Raw genomic sequence first — 21014 nt, 5'->3', positions numbered from 1 at the left:
GCCCAGCCGGACGCGCCCAGGTTCCACAGGTAGAGGGCAGCCGTTCCCAGGAGAAGCGCGGCAAGCTCCAGCCGTGCCCGCATGGCGGCCACCGTGTTCCTGGCCGCGGCGCCCGGGACGGCTGTGCCCGGACCGGCGTTGCCCGGGACGGCTGTGCCGACTTGGTTGGCGCCCGGTCCGGGGGTGCGGCCGGGCCACTGGCTGGACCGGTGTGTGCGGCGGGGCGTGAGCCGGTCGGCTGGGCGGGGGCGGAACCCGGCGGCTCGGGGTGCCGGGTGCCAGGGGAATGGTGTTGGTCATGGTTGCCTACTTGCTCAGCTTGTACACGGTGGAATTGCCCACGGTCTGGGCCTCGAAGTTGGCAGCCACCCACGTGGCCACCTCGGAGTTTCCTCTGCGGGGCCGCCGCCACCCATGCCGCCACCACCCATGCCTCCGCCGGAGATGAAGTAGCCGATCTCGCCGTTGGCCACCATTTCCTGGAACTGCGCCAGTGTGGGGTAGGGGTCGCCGCCGTTCCAGCCGCCCAGGGCAATCACATTGGTCCCTGTGGCCAGTTCCAGGCTCGCGGCCTGGCTGGCGCCCGAGACGATCCCGGACCATCTCGCCGTGCTGGACTTCAGCAGCGAGGCGAGCTCGGAGTCCGGCGCAGCGGCGCTGCCAGCCTGGCCGTCCGCGGCGCCGTCCGCGCCGCCAGCCTGGCCGTCCGCGCCGCCAAGCCTGCCGATTTGCCCGCCGGGGCCGCCCATCGCGGACGCGGTGGGGCCCGACGTCGGGATGGAACCGGAATGGGGCTGGGAAGCGGTGGCAAAGGTCCAGGCCGTGCTGCCGAGCCCCCGGCGAGCAGCGAAAGCGCCACGACGCCGCCGCTGCCGCCCGCCGGAACCGTGCCGGAACAGCGTGGTGGCTGTCGAGCCGGACCAGCAGCGCTGCCGCGCCAGAACGCCCAGGACCACGGCCGCGATCCTGATCCACGGCAGCCAGGAAGCGTCCCGGCCCAGGAGCACTGCGGACCAGACCGACCCGGCCAGGACAGCGGCGGCCAGGACGATCCGCGCGGGCCAGTAGCCGCGCCCGCGCCACAGCTCGACGGAGCCGATGCCAATCAGGGCGGCGATGGCCGGGGCCAGGGCGACGGCGTAGTACGGGTGGACCGTGCCGCCCATGAAGCTCAGGATCCCCGCGGTGACCAGCAGCCAGCCGCCCCACAGCATCAGGGCTGCCCGCGTGCGTGAGGGGCGGGCTTCGCGGCGGGTGAACCAGAGGCCGGCCGCGAGCAGGATCAGGGCCGAGGGAAGCAGCCAGGACACTTCGCCGCCAAAGCTGGCGCCGAACATCCTGGTGATCCCGGCCGCCCCGCCGAAGCCCACGTTGCCGCCCAGGCCGCCGCCGGGGCCGCCACCCAGGCCGCCGCTGCCCAGGCCTCCTCCTGGTGCGCCGCCGTTCGATCCGGTGATGCGGCCCAGGCCGTTGTAGCCGAACGTGAGCTCCAGGAAGCTGTTGCCTTCCGAACCGGCCATGTACGGACGTTCCGAGGCAGGCGTGAGCTGGAACAGGGCAATGTAGCTGCCTGCCACCAGCACAATCCCGGCGGCCGCTGCCAGCAGGTGCAGCAGCCGCCGGCCGAGCGGGGCGGGTGCGGCCCAGAGGTACGCGAGAGCGAGGCCGGGCACGATCAGGAATCCCTGGAGCATCTTGGTCAGGAACGCCAGCCCGATCACGGCACCGGCCGCGGCCAGCCATTTCCAGCCCGCCTTTTCAATGGCGCGGGTGGTGAGGAAGGCGGCGAGCACCAGGCACAGCGTGAGGAGGGCATCCGGGTTGTTGAACCGGAACATCAGGGCGGCCACCGGGGTCAGCGCGAGCACCGCCCCGGCGAGCAGCCCCGCGGCCGGACCGGACACCCGCTTCACCGTCAGATATAAAAGCCCGACGGCGGCCACCCCCATGAGCGCCTGGGGCACCAGCACGCTGAGGGGCGAGAATCCGAAGATCCGTCCCGCGAGGCCGGGAATCCACAGGGCCGCCGGGGGCTTGTCCACCGTGATCGCGTTGCCTGCGTCCAGCGACCCGAACAGCAGTGCAGTCCAGTCCTTGGTGCCTGCCTGGACGGCCGCGGCGTAGAAGGAGTTCGCGTATCCGGTGGCCTCGAGGTTCCACAGGTACAGGACGGCCGAGAACGCCAGCAGCAGCGCGGCCGAAGGCCGGACCCAGCGCGGCTGGTTGCCTGTCAGCAGCGAGCGGAGGCGTGAATTCGAGGCGGGGGCCCCGGGCATGACCGGCCCTGAAGCGTGCTGTCCGGGGTCCTTGGTTCCGGAGTCCGTATTTCCGGCGCCCCTCGTTCCGGCGTCCGTGGTGTCGGTGTGCTTGACGCCTACCGCAGGGGCGGAGGCTGTGTGGCTGGTGGCGGTCATTTACCTGGCCTCTTCTGTGCGGAGCTCGGATGTGTAGGGCTCGGATTCGGTGGCGGCGGCGGCGGTGGCTGTGGCGCTGGCGGCGGCAGGCGTCGGTTCCGGCGGCGACTGCCGCCGTCGGAACACCCACAGCCTGAACAGCAGGAACTTCACGGCGGTGGCCGCCAGGTTGGCCGCAGAGACGGTCACCAGCTCCAGCCAGCGGTCCGGCGTCGTGCTTTCGTGGACGAAGGCGAGCGCCCCGGAGGTGAGGGCCAGCCCGATCCCGAAGACCAGCAGCCCTTCAAAGTGGTGGCGGGCAACATCGCTGCCGCCGGCGATGCCGAACGTGAAGCGCCGGTTTGCCGCGGTGTTGGCCACGGCCGTGGTGAGCAGGGCCAGGAGGTTGGCGAGCTGCGGGTCCATGAGGTTGCGGCAAAGGAAGAAGAGCACCAGGTACGCCAAGGTGGACGCCACGCCGATTGTCCCGAAGCGCACCAGCTGGCCGAACAGGCTGCCGCCCGGGCTTTGCTCCTGGCTGCGGGAACCCGCGGGCAGGGGGCCGCGGGTCAGGGCGGCCCGGAGCTCCGCCACGGGGATGCGCCCGGACAGCATGTCCTTGCTGAGCCGGGCCATGCCGCGGACATCGGCCAGGGCCGTCTGGATAATGTCCACGCTGGAGTCGGGGTCGTCGGTCCAGTCCACCGGGACCTCGTGGACGCGGAGGCCGCACTTCTCGGCGAGGACCAGGAGCTCGGTATCGAAGAACCATGCGTTGTCCACCGTGTGGGGCAGGATCTGCTGGGCGATGTCGGCACGGATGGCCTTGAAGCCGCACTGGGCGTCGCTGAAGTGCGCACCCATCAGGGACTGGAGCAGGAGGTTGTAGCTGCGGGAGATGAACTCGCGCTTGGGTCCGCGGACCACGCGGGAATTGCGCGTCAGCCTTGTGCCGATGGCGAGGTCGGAGTGGCCGGAGATCAGCGGTGCCAGGAGGGGGCCCAGGGCGGCCAGGTCGGTGGAGAGGTCCACGTCCATATAGGCCAGGACGGGCGACGGCGAAGCCAGCCACACCTTCCGGAGGGCGTTGCCGCGGCCCTTTTCCTCGAGGTGCACCACGGAGACCTCACGGAGCTCCCTGGCCACGCGCTCGGCGGCCTTGAGCGTGCCGTCTGTGCTGGCGTTGTCCGCCACGGTGATGCGGAATGAATGGGGGAAGGTGCCGCGAAGGTAGGCGTGCAGCCGGCGCAGGCACTCCTCCAGGTCACGTTCCTCGTTGTACACCGGGATGGTCACGTCGAGCACGGGGACCGCGGCGTCGGTGTCGATGGGTGAACGCCGCGGGTGCCTCGTGAGCGTGCGGGCCGGGCCGTGTCCGGACGCCAGCGCGGCGTGGCGGGGAGCATGCGGCTGGGGGTGCAGCGGAGGGTGCGGCTGGGATCCGGAGGCCTGGTCTGTGAGCGTCATGCATCAACTGTGGCCGCGTCCCATATGAGGGTTTTAGGTCGAAGCTGTGCACGGGCTGTGGAACTCCGGGCCGCCGCACAGGAGGGCCCGGGCCGCCGTCCGGGTGCCGCATTTTTGCACCACTTTCCAGGCCGCAAGCCTTGGCACAGACGCCGAAGGGCCCCGGATCACGCGGATCCGGGGCCCTTCGTCAACCTCAAAGCGGTGCAGAAATGCGCGCCGCCCTCAGTTGCTCACAGTCTGGGTTAGTACCAGTTGTTGGCGAGGTGGAAGTTCAGCGCGCCGCAGGGGGAGCCGTAGCGTTCCTTGACGTAGTCCAGGCCCCAGTTGATCTGCGTCCGGTAGTTGGTGAGGTAGTCCGCCCCGGCGCTCGCCATCTTTTCGGCAGGCAGGGACTGCACTACGCCGTAGGCGCCGCTGCTCGCGTTGGTGGCGGTGGTGCGCCACTCGGACTCCTTGGTCCACAGGGTCTGCAGGCACTGCATCTGGTCCGCGGCCCAGCCATAGGAAGCGAGCTTGGCGGCCGCATAGGCCTGCGCGCCGGCGGGGTCGTTCACGGGGACGGCGGCCGCGGGCTTGGGAGCCAGGGCAACCTTGGCGGCCGGGGCAGCAGCAGCCTTGGCCGGCACCGGGGCTGCCTTTGGGGCGGCGGGCGCCGGAGCGGCCTTGGGCGCCGCCGCTTGGCGACGGACTGCGGAGCCAGCGCGGCTGCGGTCGGAGCGGGCAGGGCAGCGATGAGCGTCTTGTCGAAGTTGAGCGTCGGCGCGGGGGACGCCGTGGCTGTCGCCGCTGCGGAGCTGGCCCGGGGTGCGGACTGCTCAGCTGCCTGGCTTGCCGCGCCGACGCCGATGAGCACGGCGCAGGCGGTGGTCACTACGGCTGCGCGGCGGCCGAACGACGGGATGCCGGCGGTGATCCGGCCCCAGTGTGTGGCGGGCGCTGCCGGCTCGGCGCGATGGCGGGAAAGTTTCTGCCGGGACTGCTTGGGAGCGCCTTCAGGGCGCGCTTTTACCTTGAATTCAGACATGGTGGATTGCCTCTCAACACCTGCGGAGTTAGCTGTCGGGTTCGGATGAGGTCATCCGGCCGCACGGAAATTCACGTGTCGGCTTCACCCCAAGGGCTGATGCGAAAAGCCCGGGACTCTGGTTCCCCCCGCCTCTGCCTGGTCATGCGGAATCCGGGAAAGCGGCAGAGCTGGGCGTCCATCCGGAAGTGCTGCCCTAACGGGAGCAACACCCTATCGACGGTACAGGAGGCAAACGCTTAAGTCACATTTGGGTAACGGAGATCACGACGACGGCGCGTCGCCTTGCGCCGGCAGCCGGACGGCGAATTCGGTCCGGCCGGGCCGCGAAGTGACCTCGACGGTGCCGCCGTGGGCTTCCACGATCGACTGCACAATGGACAGCCCCAGGCCGCTGGTTCCCTCTGCCGAAGCGGACCCCGGGGCCGCCGTTCCCGAAGCCGCCGCCGCGGTCCGTCCGCCGGAGCCGGCGGGCGAGAGGACCTGCGCCGGCGTCGCACGGGACGCGTCTGCGCGGGCGAAGCGTGCGAAGACGCGGTCCACGAACTCCGGCGGGATGCCGGCGCCGTCGTCCGTCACGGTGACCACGGCGCTGCCGTCGGCCGATCTCATCACGCCGGTCACCACGGTGGTTCCCGATCCGGTGTGCTTGCGCGCGTTGGACAGCAGGTTGGCCAGCACCTGGTGCAGCTGCGAGGCGTCGCCGCGGACCACCACCGGCTCTTCAGGTAGTTCGAGGTGCCAGATGCGGTCCGGGGCCATGACTTTTTCGTCGCTGACGGTCTCGATCACGAGCTGCGTGAGGTCCACGTCGCTGAGCTTGAGCGGCTGGCCCTCGTCCAGCCGGGCGAGCAGCAGGAGGTCCTCCACCAGGGTTGTCATCCGCTCGGACTGGCTTTGGACGCGGGCCAGGGACCTTTGGCCGTCCGGCGTGAACTTCTCGGTCATGCGCATCAGCTCGGTGTAGCCGCGGATGGCCGTGAGCGGGGTGCGGAGCTCGTGCGAGGCGTCGGCCACGAACTGGCGGACCTTCATTTCGCTCTCCTGCCGCGCCTCCAGCGCGTTGGAGACGTTATCCAGCATCTGGTTGAGGGCGTGGCCCACGCTGCCCACTTCAGTTCCGGGATGGGCGTTCGACGGCGGGACGCGGACGGCGAGCGCCACCTCACCGGCATCCAGCGGCAGCCGCGAAACCTGCGTGGCCACCTCCGAGAGCTGCTCCAGCGGCTTCATGGTGCGGCGGATGAGCACCGTTCCGGCGAGGCCGATCAGCACGATTCCGCCCAGCGACACGATCGTGATGGTCACAACAAGGGACGTCAGGGTGCTCTGCTTGTCGGCCAGGGGAAGCCCGGTCACCATGACGTCGCCGTAGGGCGTCTGGGCGGCAACCAGCCTGTAGGCACCGGTGGACAGGGTGCGGTCAACGGGTACGCCGTCGCGGCGCAGTCCCAGGAGGACCTTGTCGTCTGCCGCCGAGAGTGTCTTGCGGGTGGCGTCGGAGGCCAGGAATCCTGCGCTGCTGACTTCGCCGGCCTGGATCCTGGCCGCCAGGGTGCCCACCCGCTGGCCCCTGCCCTCGAGGGGATCGGGCCCCTTGCCCGAGGCGCCGAACGGGGGACGGCCAAAGTCCCGGGCCCTGTCAGCGGCCCCGGTGAGCTGCTCGTCGAGCTGGCGGGTCAGGAAGGAGTCCATGCTGGCGTAGCTGAACAGGCCGATCGCGGCGCAGATGGCCACCAGCAGAGCCATGGCCACGAGGACAAGGCGGGTGCGGAGATGCCAGGTGCCCGGCTTCAGCCAGCTGCGGCGCTGGGTCCGGACGGCACCGGAAAGGTTTGCCACGGCCTAGTCTGCCGGTTTGATGACGTAGCCCGCACCGCGGACCGTGTGGATCATGGGCGGGTGCACGGCATCCACCTTCTTGCGCAGGTACGAGATGTACAGCTCGACAATGTTGGCCTGGCCGCCGAAGTCGTAGTTCCATACGCGGTCCAGGATCTGGGCCTTGCTGACGACCCGCTTGGGGTTCTCCATGAGGTACCGGAGGAGCTCGAACTGGGTCGCGGTGAGCTGCAGCTCGTCGCCGGCGCGGGTGACTTCCCGGGTGTCCAGGTTCAGGACCAGGTCTCCCACCACCAGTTCGGCGGAATCCATGGCGGCCACGCCCGAACGCTGCACCAGCCGGTGCAGGCGCAGCAGGACTTCCTCCATGCTGAAGGGTTTGGTCACGTAGTCGTCCCCGCCCGCGGCGAGGCCCACGATGCGGTCCTGCACGGCGTCCTTGGCCGTCAGGAACAGCGCCGGAACCTCCGGCGCGAAGGCGCGGATCCTGCCGAGCAGCTCTACGCCGTCGAAGCCGGGGAGCATCACGTCCAGCACGAGGACGTCCGGGCGGAATTCCTTGGCGAGCTTGACGGCCTCGGGGCCGTCTGCGGCCACGGCAACCGACCAGCCTGCCATGCGCAGGCCCATGCTCATCAGTTCGGACAGGCTGGGTTCGTCGTCAACCACCAGGGCACGGATGGGTGAGCCGTCCGGGTGGGTGAGCTGGGGAAGGTTGTTGGTCATGGAGTGCGAAGTGGCCATGGGACAACTCTCCGTTCCGGGGTTTAGCCGGCGCTTTGGTGTTCCTGTGCGCCGGCTGTGAATCCAAGCCTAGCGAGCTGGAAGGCGCAGCGTGGGGATTTCTCGGGTCACAGGCATGGCCCTTGCCCTGCACAGGCCAGTCACAGGAACGGTTCCCAGTCTGGAATGGACAACTTCCGCACGCCTGAAGGAGATAACAATGAGCGGACAGCAGTACCCACCTGTTCCGGAAACCACGCCCCTGCCGCCGGCTGCCCGGTCGCAGGCCGGCGATCAGCCGTCCGGACAGCACCAGGCAGCTCCCCATGCAGGGACGGGCGATCACCAGGGAGCCCCCCAGAGCGAAGCCCGACGGAACGCCCAGGCGGCCGAGCCTGCCACGGCAGCCATTCCCGAGCCCGCACCGGGCCGGGGCGCCGGGTGGGGTGCGCCTCCGGCCGGCAGCCCAGGCGATGCGGCAGCCAATCCGAAGCCCTGGACCATGAAGCGCGGACTCGTGGTTGCCGGCGCGGCCACTGTCTTGGCGGCCGGGGCGGGCGCTGGCGTTTACAGCCTGAGTGGTAACGCAGCTGCGGCCAACGGGACCGCGGCATCCGGTGCCGGGGGCCAGGGCGGACTGGCACCGGGAGGAGTACAGCGGGGCGGCGTACCGCAGGGCGGCTTTGCCAACGGCGCCGTGCCCGGCCAGGGAGGCGACTTCGCGCCGGGCGGGTTGGGCGGCATGGGCAGCGGCGTTTCGTCGGCCGTCCACCCGAGTACGTCATCGAAGAGGGCAGCCAGTACGTCACGAAGGTGGCACAGCTGGGCACCGTCGCGAACGTCTCCTCGGGTTCCGTCACGGTCAAGAGCGCGGACGGATTCACCTGACTTACACGGTGGGCGAGGCCACCGCCGTGAGTAATCAGCAACAAAGACGCCAGCAGTCATCTGCGAGCGGGTTGACCGTAGCGGACATCGCCGCCGGGGCCACCGTGAGGATCGTGGCGGCCAAGGAAGGTTCGGCCTTCCCTGCCGAAACCGTGCAGCTGATCGCCGCACTGCAGACGGGCCAGACGGGGCAGACCAGCTGAGACTGGTGCCTGGTGCCTCGTGGTTGCCGGCGAATGGCGGGTGCCTGCGAAAGCAGCAGGCGCCTCTCTCTGGATCGCGTCTCTGGATCGCGGCAACGGCGGTGCGTCCAGGTCCGCCGGCCTGGGCGCAGCCGGGACGCACGCAGCGGCTTGACCCGTGCCGGCGTGCGTGCTTGGCCCAAAATCTTTTGTCCGAATGGCGTCATAGCTGGACAACTAGGGATTTGCGGCGCCGGAATTCCCGCATCTGAAATGTCGCTGAATATTTGACGAAAAAGAAGGGTTTAGTCGAATTTAGTTCGAAAAACGGCCCTTTCCGACCGACCGGTCTGGAAAAAAATCTGGAAAAATTGGGCCTCGTAGAATTGTGATTTGACCCACAAACCCGCGATTCGTCTCACGATGCGGACGGAGTGGTCCATTGTTACTTGCAAGTTTTCATTGTTACGTTGCACACTTTCAATTGTGAACAAGAACTCAACAGCAACTGCAGCCGCAGAATATTGGCCCAGCACACCCGCTGCCGCCGAGATGCGCTGTTGTCGAATGCACGCCTAACTTTCTACCCCCACAAAGTTTTTAGGCATTCGCCCCCAGCCCAGCGTCGGGCGCCCCTCCCCAGAACTCATTGCGGGGAACCAAGCATTCGAGCCGCGATGACGGCCATTCACATTGAGGTAAGCATTCATGTCAGTTGCATCTGGATACGTCCACATCTCCGTCCGTAACGCCAACAAGGCCGGCCAGACGTCGGGCCTCCGCCAGGGATTCGGTACCCGTCCGGCCTTCCCACCGGCAGGCCAGGGAAACAACTTTCCCGCCCCCGGCTATGCACCCCAGGGCTACAACCCCAATTCTTACGGCCAGCTGCGCGCCGTGCCGGCTGAGGAAGCCGCACCGCTGACCGCGCCGACGCCCGTCGTCGCTCCGGCCGCCGGCGGCTCCGTCCGGCCCGTGCCGAACGACAACGTGGCCCGCGGATTCGTCCTTTACATGGGAATCGACGAGGAAACCGCGGCTGCTGCGGGCACCTCCATCGCCAAGCTCGCCCAGGAGATCCGGGCGTACGCCCAGTCACTCGTCTCCGGCGCCGAGAGCTATGCCGCCGTCGCCGTGGCGCCGGCCAGCGCGCCGGGTTCCGCACTCGACGTCGTCCGTTCCACGTTCGGTGACCCCACCGTCAACACCCGGCAGCGCACTGAGAGTGCACGCCTGCAGCCCGCACAGGATCCCCGTCCGTCGGGCGTGCTGATCGACCTCGCCCGCCGAGAAGTCCACCTCGACGGCGAGTCCCTGAACCTGACGTTCAAGGAGTTCGAGCTCCTCAACTACCTCGTGGAGAACGGCACCCGCACCGTGGGCCGTGACGAACTCCTTGAGGGCCTGTGGCGGAATGCCGAAGAGGTGCCGAACGAGCGCACCATCGACGTCCATATCCGCCGCCTCCGCTCCAAGCTGGGCCGCCTCGCCAACACCGTGCGCACTGTGCGCGGCCAGGGCTACCGGTTCTACGAGCACCCCGAGGTCGTTGTCTGGGCCGCGCCGGAATACTCGATCTAGCTCTTCCTTAAGCGCCAAAGCGTCCGTCCCCAGTTGGGGCGGGCGCTTTCGCTTTCGCGGCACGATCCCTCGCCGCCTCCGGGGTGGGTTTGGTGGGGCTCTATTGACGTTTCTTGCTCCGTCGTAGGCTCTCAGCCGGGCCAGCAAGACCCTGCGCGGCATTTCCGGGCCTGGGTCAAGGAGCAGAAAGTCGAAATCGCCGACGGCAACGTGGTCGCCTGGCATGTGGTGCTGGAGGTGACCTTCGTCCTGGAGGACTGACCCGTACTTCCCGCCCAACTGGGTCGCAGGTCGCGTCGTTCTCGGGCCTGAATACGACGCGTGCTGCTACCTAGTTGGGTAGTAGGGTGAGTCCATGAGCGCGCACCACAAGAAGCGACTGGTGATCATGCGCCACGCCAAGGCCGATTGGCCCGGAGGTGTGGCGGACCATGACCGTCCCTTGGAGGAGCGCGGCCACCGTGAAGCACCGCTGGCCGGCAAGTGGCTGCTCAAACACAACATCGTCCCGGACTTCATCCTCTGCTCCAGCGCCCTCCGGACCCGGCAGACCTGCACCTGGGTGTGCAGCGAACTCGGCGACAAAGCGCCGACGCCGAAACTTGAGGACGGGCTCTACGCCGCCTCCGCGCTCCGCATGCTCACGGTGATCAACCACGTTCCGGATACCGTCACCACCCTCATGGTGATCTCCCACATGCCCGGAGTGCAGGACCTGGCCATGCACCTGGCATCCCGTGACTCCAACCACGACGCCTATATGGACGCGGCAACCAGGTTCCCCACCAGCGGGCTGACCATCCTCGAGACGGAGAAATCCTGGGCGGAGCTCGACGGGCAGGACGCACGGATCACGCATTTCAAGGTCCCCCGCGCCCACTAGCGCGGACAAGGCCGGTACTACCGGGCCGCCCGCGGGTACCCTTGAACTCAGTGCCGTCTAGTGGGGAAGGGCCCGCCATGCTGAATTCTGCTTTGAACCGGTGGCGGGGTCGCGCCCGGCGGTTCGCCGCCGCCGTCGTCGTTCTGATGCTCTTCGCGGGCGGTGCGCCGGCCGCCTCCGCCGCTCCCTCGGGCGAGCAGCTGTCCACCAGTGTGGTGACCGACGCGAGCAACCCCTGGGTGCTGGTCAACAAGTCCCGGCCGTTGAACCCGGTGCAGTTCGTGCCGCGGGACCTGGTCTCGTGGGGCGGGACCGGCCACCTGCTGCGCGCCCAGGTATCCGGCGCGATGAGCCAGCTCTTCACCGGGGCGCGTGCTGCCGGACACTTCCTGGAGGTGGTGAGCGCCTACAGGTCCTATGCGTCCCAGAGCGCGCTGTACAGCTCCTACGTCCAGATGTACGGGCAGGCGTATGCGGACCAGATCTCGGCGCGGCCGGGTTACAGCGAGCACCAGACGGGGCTCGCGGCGGACATCGGCAATGTGGGCGGCGGCTGCGGCCTGACCGCCTGCTTCGGGACCACCCCGGGCGGGCGCTGGGTGGCGGCGAACGCGCACCGCTACGGGTTCATCGTGAGGTACCCGGCGGGCTACACCAACGTCACCGGCTACGCGTACGAGCCCTGGCATCTGCGGTTCGTCGGAGTGCAGCTGGCCACGGACATGAAAGTCCGCGGCATTCCCACCATGGAGCAGTACTTCGCGGCCCGCCCGTCCATCAAGAGCGGCGCCGACGTGCTCGCGGCAGATTCCGCGGGCATCCTGTGGAACTATCCGGCCAACCGTGCAGGCGGTTTCGGTGCCCGGGAGCGGATCGGAGCGGGCTGGGCAGGCCTGAAAGCCGGCTTCGTGGCCGACTGGAACGCCGACGGAGTGAACGACATCATTGCCCAGTGGAAGAGCGGAACCCTCACGGTTTATCGCGGCAAGCTCTCCGGCGGCTTCCTCAGCCCGATTACGGCCGGCACGGCGGGCTGGCAGTCCATGGACATCACCGTGGGCAAGTGGCACAACGGCCAACGGTTCCCCGGCGTGGTGGGAACGGCTGGGGACGGCGCCATGTACTTCTACCCGAATGCCGCCGGCGGTGCCCTGGGCGCCCGGCAGCAGATCGGGAACGGGTTTCAGGCTGTCTCTTATACACATCTAGATGTGTATAAGAGACAGGCGGCAGGACCTGCTGGTCACCACCGCGGCCGGGGACCTCATGCTGTACAGGTCCGACGGCGCCGGCAGGTTCGCGCGGGAAGCGCGCCCGAAGGTGGGGAACGGCTGGGGCGCCGTCGCCCAGTCCCACGCCTCGTTCGGATTCCAGGGCCCGGGAACGCGCGGCCTCACGGCCAAGACCGCTGACGGCCGGCTGGTCTACTACAGCCTGGGCAGCGGCCGGTTCACCGGAAGCCGCCAGGTGGGCAACGGCTGGCAGGCGCTGAGCGTCTTCCGGTGACCAAGGCCGCCGGCGGCCCCCAACCGGGTTTCGCCGGCCGCTCGGCGTGGTTTCAGCGGCCGCCCAGTCGTTTCAGCGGCCGCCCAGTCGTTCCAGCGGCCGCTCAGCGGCGGGGCGTCCGGCCGGCAGCTGTCGAGGGAGACGTTCCTGAGCCGGATGTCCTCGGCGCTGCCGCCGGCTGGCCAGGCTGGCGGGATGCAGGCTGGCGGGGTGCCGCGGTCCGCTGCCCGGCCTGCCGCGGCGTAGCCGTGCGCGACGTGGCTTGGCGCGCCGCGGAAGTGCGTGCCGCCTGAGTGCGCTGGGGTGCTTGGCGCTGGGCGGTCGCAGGGGATTGCCGTGCGCCTGCCGGCAGCCTGGCGGCCGGCCGCCGCGTTGACGCACGGGCAGGGGCCGCTTCCGGGCCGGGACGCCGGACCGCGCCCGCAGCCGCCTGCGGGCGGCCAGACTGCTCCGGCGAAGAGCACCACCAGGGTCAGCGAACCCGAGGCGGCCGCCAGGTAAAAGTAGATGTCCGAGTCCCTGGTGGTCACAGCCTCCCCGAGCGCCCCTGCGTCCTGATTGAATGCCAGGCCCCACATGCGCAGGAAGGCGATGCTGCAGCCGATCGACAGGCTGGTCCCGATGCCGCCGGCCAGGAGCGCCAGGTAGCGCCGGCGGGCAAATGACTCGGCCACAGACGCCACGTATCCCACGGCCACTGCGCCCAGGAAGGCGAACAGCGCAGCCTCCTCAAGGGTGACGGCCGTCAGCACGAGCGCGCCGAGCGCGGCGAAAACGGCGCCGACGGCTGTCTTCCCGCTGTTACCCATGTGGCTCATGGGACTAATCATCCCTGAGGATGAGGCCGCTTCTGCACGTAGCCACGCATGATGGCCATGATGGCGGCAACACTTTGGTCACGGGTCCGCTCCGGGTTGTACGTCTGGCGGTCGAGTCCCACCACAAAACAGGCGCCGAATATCGCCGTTTCCAGGCTTCCCCGGGAGATGGAGGCATCCACGGGATACTCCGCGGCCACCCTTTCAATGGCCGATCCGATCACGCCGAGAAGCCGCGCGCGGAGCTCGGCGAACGTGTCCTGCCATTCGCTGGGGGTGCGCCAGTTCTCGCTCACCCACAGCCGGGCGAAGGACGGATACTCCGCCATGAAGTCCATCGCCTGCCCGATCATGGCGTCCATGCCGGCGAGGGAGTCCGCTGTTTCGCCCTGCACGCTGAGGAGCCTGGCTTCGAGGATGTCCACGCCGTGCCGCAGGAGCTGGGCGATCAGATCGGACTTGCTGCCGAAGTTGTAGTACACAGTGCCCTTCGAGACGCCGGCTGCCGCCGCGATCTCGTCCACCGTCACGCCTGCCGCGCCGCGCTTACCTATCAGCTCCATGGATGCCTCGAAGAGCTTCTGCTTGGTGGCGTTGGTCCGGGCGGGACGCAGCTTCTTGAGCTGGACGGCCGCCTGGCCGGCCTCCGATGGGGTCATACGGCGATCTCCGGTTTCAGGGTCTTGAGGGTCCAGAACTTGTGCTTTCGGACGGCCAGCGTTGAGAGCACCACCCCCAGCAAAGTGTAGCCAAGGAGTCCCGCCACGGTGGACGGAATCATGGACAGGTCCGCGCCGTAGATGAGGTGCCGCATGCCGTTGACCACGTAGCCCATGGGCAGGATCTGGTGCACCACGTGCAGCGGCTGCGGCGTGGTCTGCCACGGGAACGTTCCGCCGGAGGAGACAAGCTGTAGCACGAGAAGTATGAGCACCACCAGCTTCCCCGGCGAACCCAGCAGGGCCACCACGCCCTGGATGAGGGCGCTGAAGGCTGCAGCCGCGGCAAGCAGGAACAGCCACATGAGGACCGGATGGGCAGGATTCAGCCCCAGCCCCACATTCACCACCACGGTGAGCAGGCTCGCCTGCACGGCGGACACGGCAAAGAACGGCAGCCAGCCTCCGACGGCGATCTTCCAGGCGGGCGCGTTGGAGGCGAGGGCGCGCTGCGTGACGGGGCGCATGGCCTGGATCAGCATGAACACGCCGATCCACAGGGCCAGGGTCAGGAAGAAGGGAGCCAGCCCGGCACCGTAGGAACCCGCCTTGGCCTGCGACACGTTGTTGACGGCCACGGGGTCGGAGATCACCCCGGAGAGGTTGCTCTTCTGCGCTTCATCCGGGTTCGGCACCTTGCCCGCGCCCTTGGACAGCTCGGTGGCCAGCGTCCGGGAACCGTCCGCGGCGGCGCGGGCACCGGTCTCCAGCTGGGCTGCGCCGTCGTCGAGCTTCCCGGCTCCGTCGGTGAGCGCGGCGGCGCCGTCCACGGCCGTCTGCTGTCCGGCCGCCAGGGTTGTGGCGCCGTCGGAGAGCCGGTCCGCGCCGCCCGAGGCGGTCGAGATGGCTCCAGTCAGCGCAGGAGTTGCTGCGGCGAGACTGGCCGCCCCTGCGCTTACGGCCGCTGAGCCGTCGGCGAGCTGCTGGATCTGGGCGGCATCGGCTTGGATTTTCGCCCTCGCGTCAGTGACAGGGCTTGAGGCCGCGGCGGCGTCGAAGTCCGCGAGGACCCTGGCGGCCTGCTCCGGCGTAAGAACGCCGGCGGCGACGAGCCTGTCGTTGGACTCCTGGACCCGTGTCCGGAGTCCGGTGTCTGCGGCCTGCAGCTGCCCGACGACGTCCTGGACTTTGGTGTTCAGCGCCGCGTTTCCGGCGGCGACCTGGGCTGCGCCGGCCGAGAGCTTCTGTGAATCGGCGGGAAGTCCGGCAGTCTTGTCCTTGAGCTGTGCGAGCCCGCCGCTCAGCTGGCCGGCTCCGGACGCAAGCTGCGCGGCGCCGTCGCGAAGTTTGACTTCGCCGTTGTACAGCTCGGCCGCACCCGCCTCGAGCTGCCCGGTGCCTTGGTGCAGGGTGCCCGCGCCGTCTCGGAGCCGGGCGACGCCGTCGGCCAGGGTTCCCGCGCCGCCGCCCGCCTTCACCATTTGCGTGTGGATGGTGCCGAAGCCCGTCAGCAGCTGGTTGGCCGTTTCCGCGCCGACCTCCTTGGCGACGGTGGCGTGCACGGCGGTGGTGAGCTTATCCACGATGGTGCTGAGCAGGTAGTTGTTGGCGTCGTTGGTGGTGACGTTCAGCATGGCCTGGCTGGCCGCATCGAAACTTCCGGGGAGGCCAGGTTGCTGGAAAAGTCGCGGGGATTTTGAGCGCAAAGGCGTACCTTCCCTCGCTGACGCCCTGGTCGGCTTCGGCCGCGGACCGGACGGGCTGCCAGTTGAACACGTGCCCTTCCACGAGGCTGTCCGCTACCTTCTGCCCGGCCTGCAGACGGCCGCCGTCGCTGGTGGCCGCCCCGGTGTCCTCCATCACGAGCGCGGCGTCGATCTGGTTAAGGTTTCCGTACGGATTCCAGTTGGCATAGAGGTACACCGCGCCGTAGAGCAGGGGAACCATGGTCAGCGCCAGGATGGTCAGCTTGGGCAGCAGGCCGCCCGTCATGCGCTTGAGTTCGGAGCTGGCCAGCCGTAGCACTGTCACTTTGCGTCCTCGGTTTCGGGTTGTTCTTCGGTGCTGGCCGGCTTGGGTGCCGCGTTGCCGACGACGGCGGCCGGGCCGGTCCAGCCGGGCGGGAGGGCAGTCACGGTGGCGACGACGGCGAGTGGCCGGCCGCCGTCGTACGCCAGTTCTTTGAGCCGCGGCAGCCAGTCCGCCGGATCGGCGCTGTCTCTTATACACATCTAGATGTGTATAAGAGACAGGTCCAGGACCAGGAGGTCGGTGCGCGGGTTGGCGAGCGCCAGGGCCGTCAGGAGTTCGGTGCGGCGCCGCGGCGTGAGCTGCTCGGCCCACATCCCGGCAATGTCTTCGAAACGGTTCACCTTCAGCCAGGGCTTGCTGAGGAGGGCGCCGCGGTACCGGCGGGGAATGAGGGACAGGTCCTCTGTCACGAGGTCCCGGACGCTCAGGTGCTGCTCGGGTTCGTTGACGCCGGGGGAGTCCACCAGCGCGCCGGCGCCGCGGAGCTGCTTGATTTTGGCCTGCCTGTCCCAGCTGACAGTGCCGCCGCCGGGCTTCATCCGGCCGCTGAGGGCCAGGGCCAGCGCGGTCCGCTGGTCCTGGCGGTCGGCCGTGACCAGCAGCAGTTCGCCGCGGGATGCCTGCAATGACGTGGGCGGGAGGAGATCGTCCCGCCGGCCGTTCACGCGAAGCTGTTGTACGGAGAGCAAAGGGAGCCTTTCGCAGATGTCGTCTGCAACAAGGCTAACTGAACTGACTAGTCAGTTCAAATAGCACTGCACCACTGTGACCCATCAGTCATCCAAAAAGCGAGCGAAGAGAACGACGGCGGGGGTGAGGGCACGCTAGGGCTGGCCGCGCCGGCAGTGCGGGCATGCTGGCGCGGCGAACTCGCATCCTCAGGCTCGCTATATGCGCGCCCTTTCTGGTACCTCCCGCGCGAGGAGGACCGCTACTAGGCCGAGCGCTGAACCGGTGACGCGTCGCTGCCACTTCGTCCAGCTCGGCCTGGCGGAGAGGAATGCAGAGATCGCCCCGGCGCCGAGGACGATCAGCGCGTTCACAAGCATGCTCATGGCAATCTGGATCGCTCCGAGGGAGAAGCCCTGGACAATTGTTCCTCCCCGGCCCGCATCGATGAACTGCGGAATCAGCGCAAGATACATCACGGCCGTTTTTGGGTTCAGCAGATTCGTGAGGAGCCCCGTGCGGAAGAGCTTCCGGGCGGAATCGCGAGAGAGTGCGCGAACGTCGAAGACGCCCCGACCGCCGGGCTTGAGTGCCTGCCACGCGAGGTAGGCCAAGTAGAGGACTCCTGCGGCCTTCATTCCGGCATAGAGCCACGGCACCGCGACGAACACCATCGCGAGCCCGAGGTTCGCCATCGTCATGTAGACGAGGAAGCCAGCACAGGTGCCTGCGAGAGAAATCATTCCCGCCACCGGCCCTTGACTCACACTGCGCGAGACCAGGTAGACCATGTTCGGGCCCGGCGTGAGCACCATGCCGAGTGCCGTTAGAGCCATCCCGCTTGCCGCTGCCATCGAGACCCCCGTTCCGAAGTCTGTCCCCGCGATCATGAGCGCACCGTCCTGCTCGCTGGTTGCAAATATCGTGTCTGCGGATCGGCAGCCCAAGGAAGAATCGTCATGACTCCAACAATGATGTAATAGCCTTATGCATCTCAACCCTTACGGTGAGTACGCGGTACTCCTCGCCGCCTCGCTGGCCAACGCTTGGCCAACCGACAGGGACGGTCTCGTGCAGCGGACTCGCGAGTTCGGTATGACGATGGACTACAAGCCCCCCGCCGGAGACGATCATGAGCAAACCCGCGACGTCATTGACGCGTGGCTCTCAGTCGTCGATGAAAGCGATCCGCAGAACAGGGCCGCTCTGTTGAACGCCCAGATGGCTGCTGCCGCCGCCTATCCGCGCCTCACCGATCACGACGGTGAAGGATGGCATCTTCACTACCGCGACCCCGACCAGGCCCTTCCGCAGGTATTGCTCGCCGTGATCAGTGTCGGAACTGCACTGCACCTCAGCACTCGCGGCGCTCACAGACTCAGCCGATGCGCCGCAGGGAGTTCATCCGGCGATCCCTGCAGGGCAGTCGTGGTCGATGTCACCCGCAACGGTCGCCAGCGCTACTGCTCCGTGCGCTGCGCAAACCGTGACAACGTCCGCAAACACCGCGCCCGCGCGAAGCTAGGCCGCAATGTGTCGTAAGCCGGCTCCCTCACGGGTATCCGATGAAGTGTCCCGTGCAGGGGGCTAAAGGGCAGACTCTCCGAAGAGCAGCTCCTGCTTAGCCGGCGGTATCCGCCGTCGTCCGCTCGGTTCACAACGGCGCCGGTCAGAGACCGTACTTCTCCAGGAGCCGGAGCCAGACTTCGCTGATGGTGGGGTAGGAGGGGACGGCGTGCCAGAGCCGGTCGAGGGGCACCCCGCCGACGACCGCGATGGTCGCCGCGTGCAGCAGCTCGGCGATGTCGGGGCCGGCAAAGGTGGCGCCGAGCAGGACCTTACGGTCCTCGTCGATCACGAGCTGCGCCCAGCCCTCGTAGTTCTTGGCGTGCAGTGACGAGCCGGCAACGGCGATGGGCAGTTCCACGGACGACACGTTGTAGCCGTCCTTCCGGGCCTGTTCCACGGACCGGCCGACATTCGCCAGCTCCGGGTCCGTGAACACCACATTGGGAACGGCATGGTCGTCTGCCGTCTGCGCATAGCGGCTCCAGTCCGCGGGCTCGCCCTTCAGCTCACCTTTGGCGCGGGCCGCGATGGCGGCGCCGGTGGCGCGGGCCTCGTACTTGCCTTGGTGCGTGAGCAGGGCCTTGCCGGCTGCGTCCCCCACCGCATAGAGCCACGGTCCGTCGTCACTGCCGGCGGCGCCTTGCACCAGGCCGGTGGTGTCCGTGCTCAGCCTTAAGGCCTTTCCGTCGGCGGCTGCGAGCCCCACGCTCTCCAGGCCGAGCCCCTCCAGTGCCGGGTGCCTGCCCGTCGAGACCAGCAGCTTGTCCACCGAAACAGTTTCGCCGCCGTCGAGCGTCAGGGTCAGGGAGCCGTCCCCGTTTTCGCGGACGCTCTGCGTCTTGGTGTCCAGGCGGATTTCCACCCCGTCGGCGCGGAGCCCGGCGGCAACGAGCTTCGCGGCCTCCGCGGGAAAGTTCCGCAGGAGGCCGCTGCGCGCCACCAGCGTCACGGCCGATCCGAGGCGGGCAAAGGCCTGGGCGAGCTCCGTTCCGGCGACGCCCCCGCCCAGGACGGCGAGCCGTTCCGGAATTTCCTTGGCTGACGTTGCCTCGCGGGTTCCCCAATAGGGAACCTCGGCAAGTCCGTCGATGGGCGGCCGGTCAGGCGTGGAGCCGTTCGCCAGGACGACGGCGTGACGCGCCGTCAGCACGTACGAGTTGCCGTCCAGGCCGGCGACTTCCACGGCCCGCGGCGCGGTGATCCAGCCATGCCCGCGGACCAGCTCAATGCCGGACTCCTCCACCCATGCGACTTGGCTGTCGTCCTGCCACTTGGAGGTGAAGCTGTCGCGGCTTTTCAGGACGGCCGCGGCGTCGAGGGTCCGGGTGACCGCCTCGCTGGCCCCGGGGACCGTCTGGGCACCGTGGAGCGCCGTGCCGGGACGGAGCAGGGCCTTGGACGGCATGCAGGCCCAGTAGGAGCATTCGCCGCCCACCAGTTCGGCCTCCACCAATACGGCGGTCAGGCCGCCCTGGACGACCCGGTCTGCGGCGTTTTCACCTGCGGCGCCGGCGCCGATCACAATGACATCGAATTCCCGTTCAACAACATGTGGCGTCATGGCAACAGCCTACGCCGGGGGCCTGCATCGTTTCCGGGGCAGACATGCCGACCGCTGCCGCCCGGGTCCGTAACAATGCGCCGTCCCGTTCAGGGGACATGGGACATCCGCTACGGTGTGGGGACGTAGCGCAACAAAGGAGTTCCGATGCCGTCCTCTAATAACGTTCCGCCGGCGAGGTTCAGCGCCCAGGCCCGCCTTCGCGCCCTGCAGTCGGACATCATGGACCTCATCCTGGACCGCGAACTCGAAGCCGGCGATGCGCTGCCCACGGAAAACGAACTGTGCATCGCCCTGGGCGTAGGCCGGAACACGCTGCGGGAATCGCTGAAGGTCCTGCAGGCCCTGGGCGTCATCGAGATCCGCCACGGCTTCGGAATGTTCGTGGCGCCCAGCAATTTCGAGGCATTGGCCGACGGCCTCATTTTCCGTGCCAGGCTGTCCCTGCGGCACCACGGGCTGGAGGCGCTGCAGCTCGTGGACGTGCGCCAGGCCCTGGAATCGGGCCTCATCGGCAGCTCGATGGACCTGATTACGGCTGAGCAGCTGGCCGCCATCGAGGAATCGGTGGTCCGGATGGAGGAACTGGCGGCGGCGGGCGAGCCCTTCGTCGACGCCGATTATGACTTCCACAGCAAGCTCTTTGCACCCCTGAACAACGAGCTCCTGCTCAACCTGCTGGGTGTCTTCTGGAAGGTCTACCGCAAGATCCACACCGAGATCGGTGCCGGGGCCGAGGACCTGGCCGCGGTGGCTGCGCTGCACCGGAACGTCTACGCGGCCGTGGCGGCCGGTGACAAGGCGCGTGCCGCCCAGGAGCTGACCCGTCACTTCGACGGCATCCGCCGCCGGATTTCGGACGCCGTCACAAACTGACGCACCACCCGCGCAGGCTGCCGACGATCCCGGCTTAAAGCAGAAGATCCGCACCGGGTATCCGGTGCGGATCTTCTCTCTGTGCGCCCAAAGGGATTCGAACCCCTGACCTTCTGTTCCGTAGACAGACGCTCTATCCAGCTGAGCTATGGGCGCATCTTCCGGTTCCTGCCGAACTCTTCGCTCGGCCCGAACCTCGAATAACTTTACGCGAGGTCCGCCCCAGTTCCAAATCGAGAACTGTGTAATCTCCGTAACTAGACCGGTCTATGTGACCTTCGTCACTAATTTCAAGATTTCTCAATCCCGGATCCTTGATTTTCCGCGGAATTTGCTCGC

The 21014-nt window shown here is 68.0% G+C and carries 19 protein-coding genes, 1 tRNA gene, 1 pseudogene and 1 riboswitch; of the genes and pseudogenes, 7 read left to right on the top strand and 14 right to left on the bottom strand.

The features are described from left to right. Window positions 1–314: 314 nt before the first annotated feature. From B1A87_RS15030 to B1A87_RS15005, 6 genes are all read right to left on the bottom strand, one after another. A complete protein-coding gene (locus B1A87_RS15030) occupies window positions 315–2414 on the bottom strand; it encodes a glycosyltransferase family 39 protein (RefSeq protein ID WP_260680869.1) in 2100 nt (699 codons plus the stop codon). Continuing rightward, window positions 2415–3860 carry a bifunctional glycosyltransferase family 2/GtrA family protein gene (locus B1A87_RS15020; RefSeq protein WP_078029915.1) on the bottom strand — a complete coding sequence of 482 codons (1446 nt, stop codon included), beginning with the start codon at window positions 3858–3860 and terminating at the stop codon, window positions 2415–2417. A gap of 245 nt (window positions 3861–4105) precedes the next feature. Continuing rightward, complete coding sequence (locus tag B1A87_RS24060) at window positions 4106–4417, bottom strand: hypothetical protein (protein WP_260680868.1); 312 nt, start codon at window positions 4415–4417, stop codon at window positions 4106–4108. Further along, a complete protein-coding gene (locus tag B1A87_RS24055; protein WP_260680867.1) occupies window positions 4414–4887 on the bottom strand; it encodes a hypothetical protein in 474 nt (157 codons plus the stop codon). The genes B1A87_RS24060 and B1A87_RS24055 overlap by 4 nt, the downstream gene beginning before the upstream one ends. A gap of 5 nt (window positions 4888–4892) precedes the next feature. Further along, window positions 4893–5056, bottom strand: a riboswitch (cyclic di-AMP (ydaO/yuaA leader). 95 nt (window positions 5057–5151) lie between these two features. Beyond that, window positions 5152–6729 carry a HAMP domain-containing sensor histidine kinase gene (locus tag B1A87_RS15010; protein WP_078029917.1) on the bottom strand — a complete coding sequence of 526 codons (1578 nt, stop codon included), beginning with the start codon at window positions 6727–6729 and terminating at the stop codon, window positions 5152–5154. 3 nt (window positions 6730–6732) lie between these two features. Next, entirely contained in the window at window positions 6733–7473 is a 741-nt protein-coding gene (locus B1A87_RS15005; protein ID WP_056630944.1) for a response regulator transcription factor, read from the bottom strand. A gap of 893 nt (window positions 7474–8366) precedes the next feature. On the opposite strand from B1A87_RS15005, the gene B1A87_RS24050 reads away from it, so the two are divergent. From B1A87_RS24050 to B1A87_RS14980, 5 genes are all read left to right on the top strand, one after another. Continuing rightward, window positions 8367–8543, top strand: a complete 177-nt coding sequence (locus B1A87_RS24050) for a hypothetical protein (RefSeq protein WP_260680866.1) — start codon at window positions 8367–8369, stop codon at window positions 8541–8543. Between the two features lie 687 nt (window positions 8544–9230). Beyond that, window positions 9231–10103, top strand: coding sequence for a winged helix-turn-helix domain-containing protein (locus B1A87_RS14995; RefSeq protein ID WP_078029918.1), 873 nt, complete (start codon window positions 9231–9233; stop codon window positions 10101–10103). Between the two features lie 33 nt (window positions 10104–10136). After that, window positions 10137–10364 (top strand): dodecin domain-containing protein, encoded by a 228-nt coding sequence (locus B1A87_RS25075; protein WP_395940254.1) that lies wholly within the window; start codon window positions 10137–10139, stop codon window positions 10362–10364. 94 nt (window positions 10365–10458) lie between these two features. Next, a complete protein-coding gene (locus B1A87_RS14985) occupies window positions 10459–10986 on the top strand; it encodes a histidine phosphatase family protein (protein WP_078029919.1) in 528 nt (175 codons plus the stop codon). 77 nt (window positions 10987–11063) lie between these two features. Then, window positions 11064–12398 (top strand): D-alanyl-D-alanine carboxypeptidase family protein, encoded by a 1335-nt coding sequence (locus B1A87_RS14980; protein WP_260680865.1) that lies wholly within the window; start codon window positions 11064–11066, stop codon window positions 12396–12398. A 15-nt stretch (window positions 12399–12413) separates the two neighbouring features. On the opposite strand, the gene B1A87_RS14975 is transcribed toward B1A87_RS14980, so the two are convergent. The 6 genes and pseudogenes from B1A87_RS14975 to B1A87_RS14955 all read right to left on the bottom strand — a co-directional run bounded on the left by B1A87_RS14975 (window position 12414) and on the right by B1A87_RS14955 (window position 17559). Further along, window positions 12414–13310 carry a hypothetical protein gene (locus tag B1A87_RS14975; protein WP_144275830.1) on the bottom strand — a complete coding sequence of 299 codons (897 nt, stop codon included), beginning with the start codon at window positions 13308–13310 and terminating at the stop codon, window positions 12414–12416. Window positions 13311–13318: 8 nt separating this feature from the next. After that, on the bottom strand, window positions 13319–13969 hold the full coding sequence (locus B1A87_RS14970) for a TetR/AcrR family transcriptional regulator (RefSeq protein WP_078029921.1): 651 nt from the start codon (window positions 13967–13969) through the stop codon (window positions 13319–13321). Next, a pseudogene (locus tag B1A87_RS14965) lies at window positions 13966–16000 on the bottom strand (YhgE/Pip family protein). The gene B1A87_RS14970 and the pseudogene B1A87_RS14965 overlap by 4 nt, the downstream one beginning before the upstream one ends. Next, complete coding sequence (locus tag B1A87_RS25070; protein ID WP_395940253.1) at window positions 15997–16200, bottom strand: hypothetical protein; 204 nt, start codon at window positions 16198–16200, stop codon at window positions 15997–15999. Before B1A87_RS25070 ends, B1A87_RS14965 begins: the two are co-directional and overlap by 4 nt. Next, entirely contained in the window at window positions 16201–16689 is a 489-nt protein-coding gene (locus B1A87_RS14960) for a hypothetical protein (protein WP_395940252.1), read from the bottom strand. 198 nt (window positions 16690–16887) lie between these two features. Beyond that, complete coding sequence (locus tag B1A87_RS14955) at window positions 16888–17559, bottom strand: LysE family translocator (RefSeq protein WP_221937587.1); 672 nt, start codon at window positions 17557–17559, stop codon at window positions 16888–16890. A 97-nt stretch (window positions 17560–17656) separates the two neighbouring features. On the opposite strand from B1A87_RS14955, the gene B1A87_RS14950 reads away from it, so the two are divergent. Further along, the gene (locus tag B1A87_RS14950; protein ID WP_078029923.1) at window positions 17657–18211 is read left to right on the top strand and encodes a CGNR zinc finger domain-containing protein; all 555 of its coding nucleotides are present in this window, start codon (window positions 17657–17659) and stop codon (window positions 18209–18211) included. Window positions 18212–18338: 127 nt separating this feature from the next. Here the strand turns inward: B1A87_RS14950 and B1A87_RS14945 are convergent, their stop codons facing one another. Further along, entirely contained in the window at window positions 18339–19799 is a 1461-nt protein-coding gene (locus B1A87_RS14945) for an NAD(P)/FAD-dependent oxidoreductase (protein WP_078029924.1), read from the bottom strand. A 147-nt stretch (window positions 19800–19946) separates the two neighbouring features. Here B1A87_RS14945 and B1A87_RS14940 point away from each other — a divergent pair, with 147 nt between their 5' ends. After that, window positions 19947–20675, top strand: a complete 729-nt coding sequence (locus tag B1A87_RS14940; RefSeq protein ID WP_078029925.1) for a FadR/GntR family transcriptional regulator — start codon at window positions 19947–19949, stop codon at window positions 20673–20675. Between the two features lie 82 nt (window positions 20676–20757). Here B1A87_RS14940 and B1A87_RS14935 read toward each other — a convergent pair. Next, window positions 20758–20831: transfer RNA gene (locus B1A87_RS14935), tRNA-Arg, on the bottom strand. Window positions 20832–21014: the final 183 nt, after the last annotated feature.

Origin of the sequence: Arthrobacter sp. KBS0703, from assembly GCF_002008315.2 — a bacterium.
Lineage (GTDB): Bacteria > Actinomycetota > Actinomycetes > Actinomycetales > Micrococcaceae > Arthrobacter.
The sequence above is the reverse complement of the archived record's forward strand: the minus strand, read 5'-3'. Positions and strand labels throughout refer to the sequence as shown.

What these genes read in the sequence shown, in the direction of transcription:
- B1A87_RS14975 (WP_144275830.1), bottom strand. Translation starts at nt 13,310, where the DNA reads ATGAGCCACATGGGTAACAGCGGGAAGACAGCCGTCGGCGCCGTTTTC.
- B1A87_RS14955 (WP_221937587.1), bottom strand. Translation starts at nt 17,559, where the DNA reads ATGATCGCGGGGACAGACTTCGGAACGGGGGTCTCGATGGCAGCGGCA.
- B1A87_RS14995 (WP_078029918.1), top strand. Translation starts at nt 9,231, where the DNA reads ATGTCAGTTGCATCTGGATACGTCCACATCTCCGTCCGTAACGCCAAC.
- B1A87_RS14985 (WP_078029919.1), top strand. Translation starts at nt 10,459, where the DNA reads ATGAGCGCGCACCACAAGAAGCGACTGGTGATCATGCGCCACGCCAAG.
- B1A87_RS14945 (WP_078029924.1), bottom strand. Translation starts at nt 19,799, where the DNA reads ATGACGCCACATGTTGTTGAACGGGAATTCGATGTCATTGTGATCGGC.
- B1A87_RS14980 (WP_260680865.1), top strand. Translation starts at nt 11,064, where the DNA reads ATGCTGAATTCTGCTTTGAACCGGTGGCGGGGTCGCGCCCGGCGGTTC.
- B1A87_RS14950 (WP_078029923.1), top strand. Translation starts at nt 17,657, where the DNA reads ATGCATCTCAACCCTTACGGTGAGTACGCGGTACTCCTCGCCGCCTCG.
- B1A87_RS14940 (WP_078029925.1), top strand. Translation starts at nt 19,947, where the DNA reads ATGCCGTCCTCTAATAACGTTCCGCCGGCGAGGTTCAGCGCCCAGGCC.
- B1A87_RS14970 (WP_078029921.1), bottom strand. Translation starts at nt 13,969, where the DNA reads ATGACCCCATCGGAGGCCGGCCAGGCGGCCGTCCAGCTCAAGAAGCTG.
- B1A87_RS15020 (WP_078029915.1), bottom strand. Translation starts at nt 3,860, where the DNA reads ATGACGCTCACAGACCAGGCCTCCGGATCCCAGCCGCACCCTCCGCTG.
- B1A87_RS24055 (WP_260680867.1), bottom strand. Translation starts at nt 4,887, where the DNA reads ATGTCTGAATTCAAGGTAAAAGCGCGCCCTGAAGGCGCTCCCAAGCAG.
- B1A87_RS25070 (WP_395940253.1), bottom strand. Translation starts at nt 16,200, where the DNA reads ATGTGTATAAGAGACAGCGCCGATCCGGCGGACTGGCTGCCGCGGCTC.
- B1A87_RS15030 (WP_260680869.1), bottom strand. Translation starts at nt 2,414, where the DNA reads ATGACCGCCACCAGCCACACAGCCTCCGCCCCTGCGGTAGGCGTCAAG.
- B1A87_RS15005 (WP_056630944.1), bottom strand. Translation starts at nt 7,473, where the DNA reads ATGGCCACTTCGCACTCCATGACCAACAACCTTCCCCAGCTCACCCAC.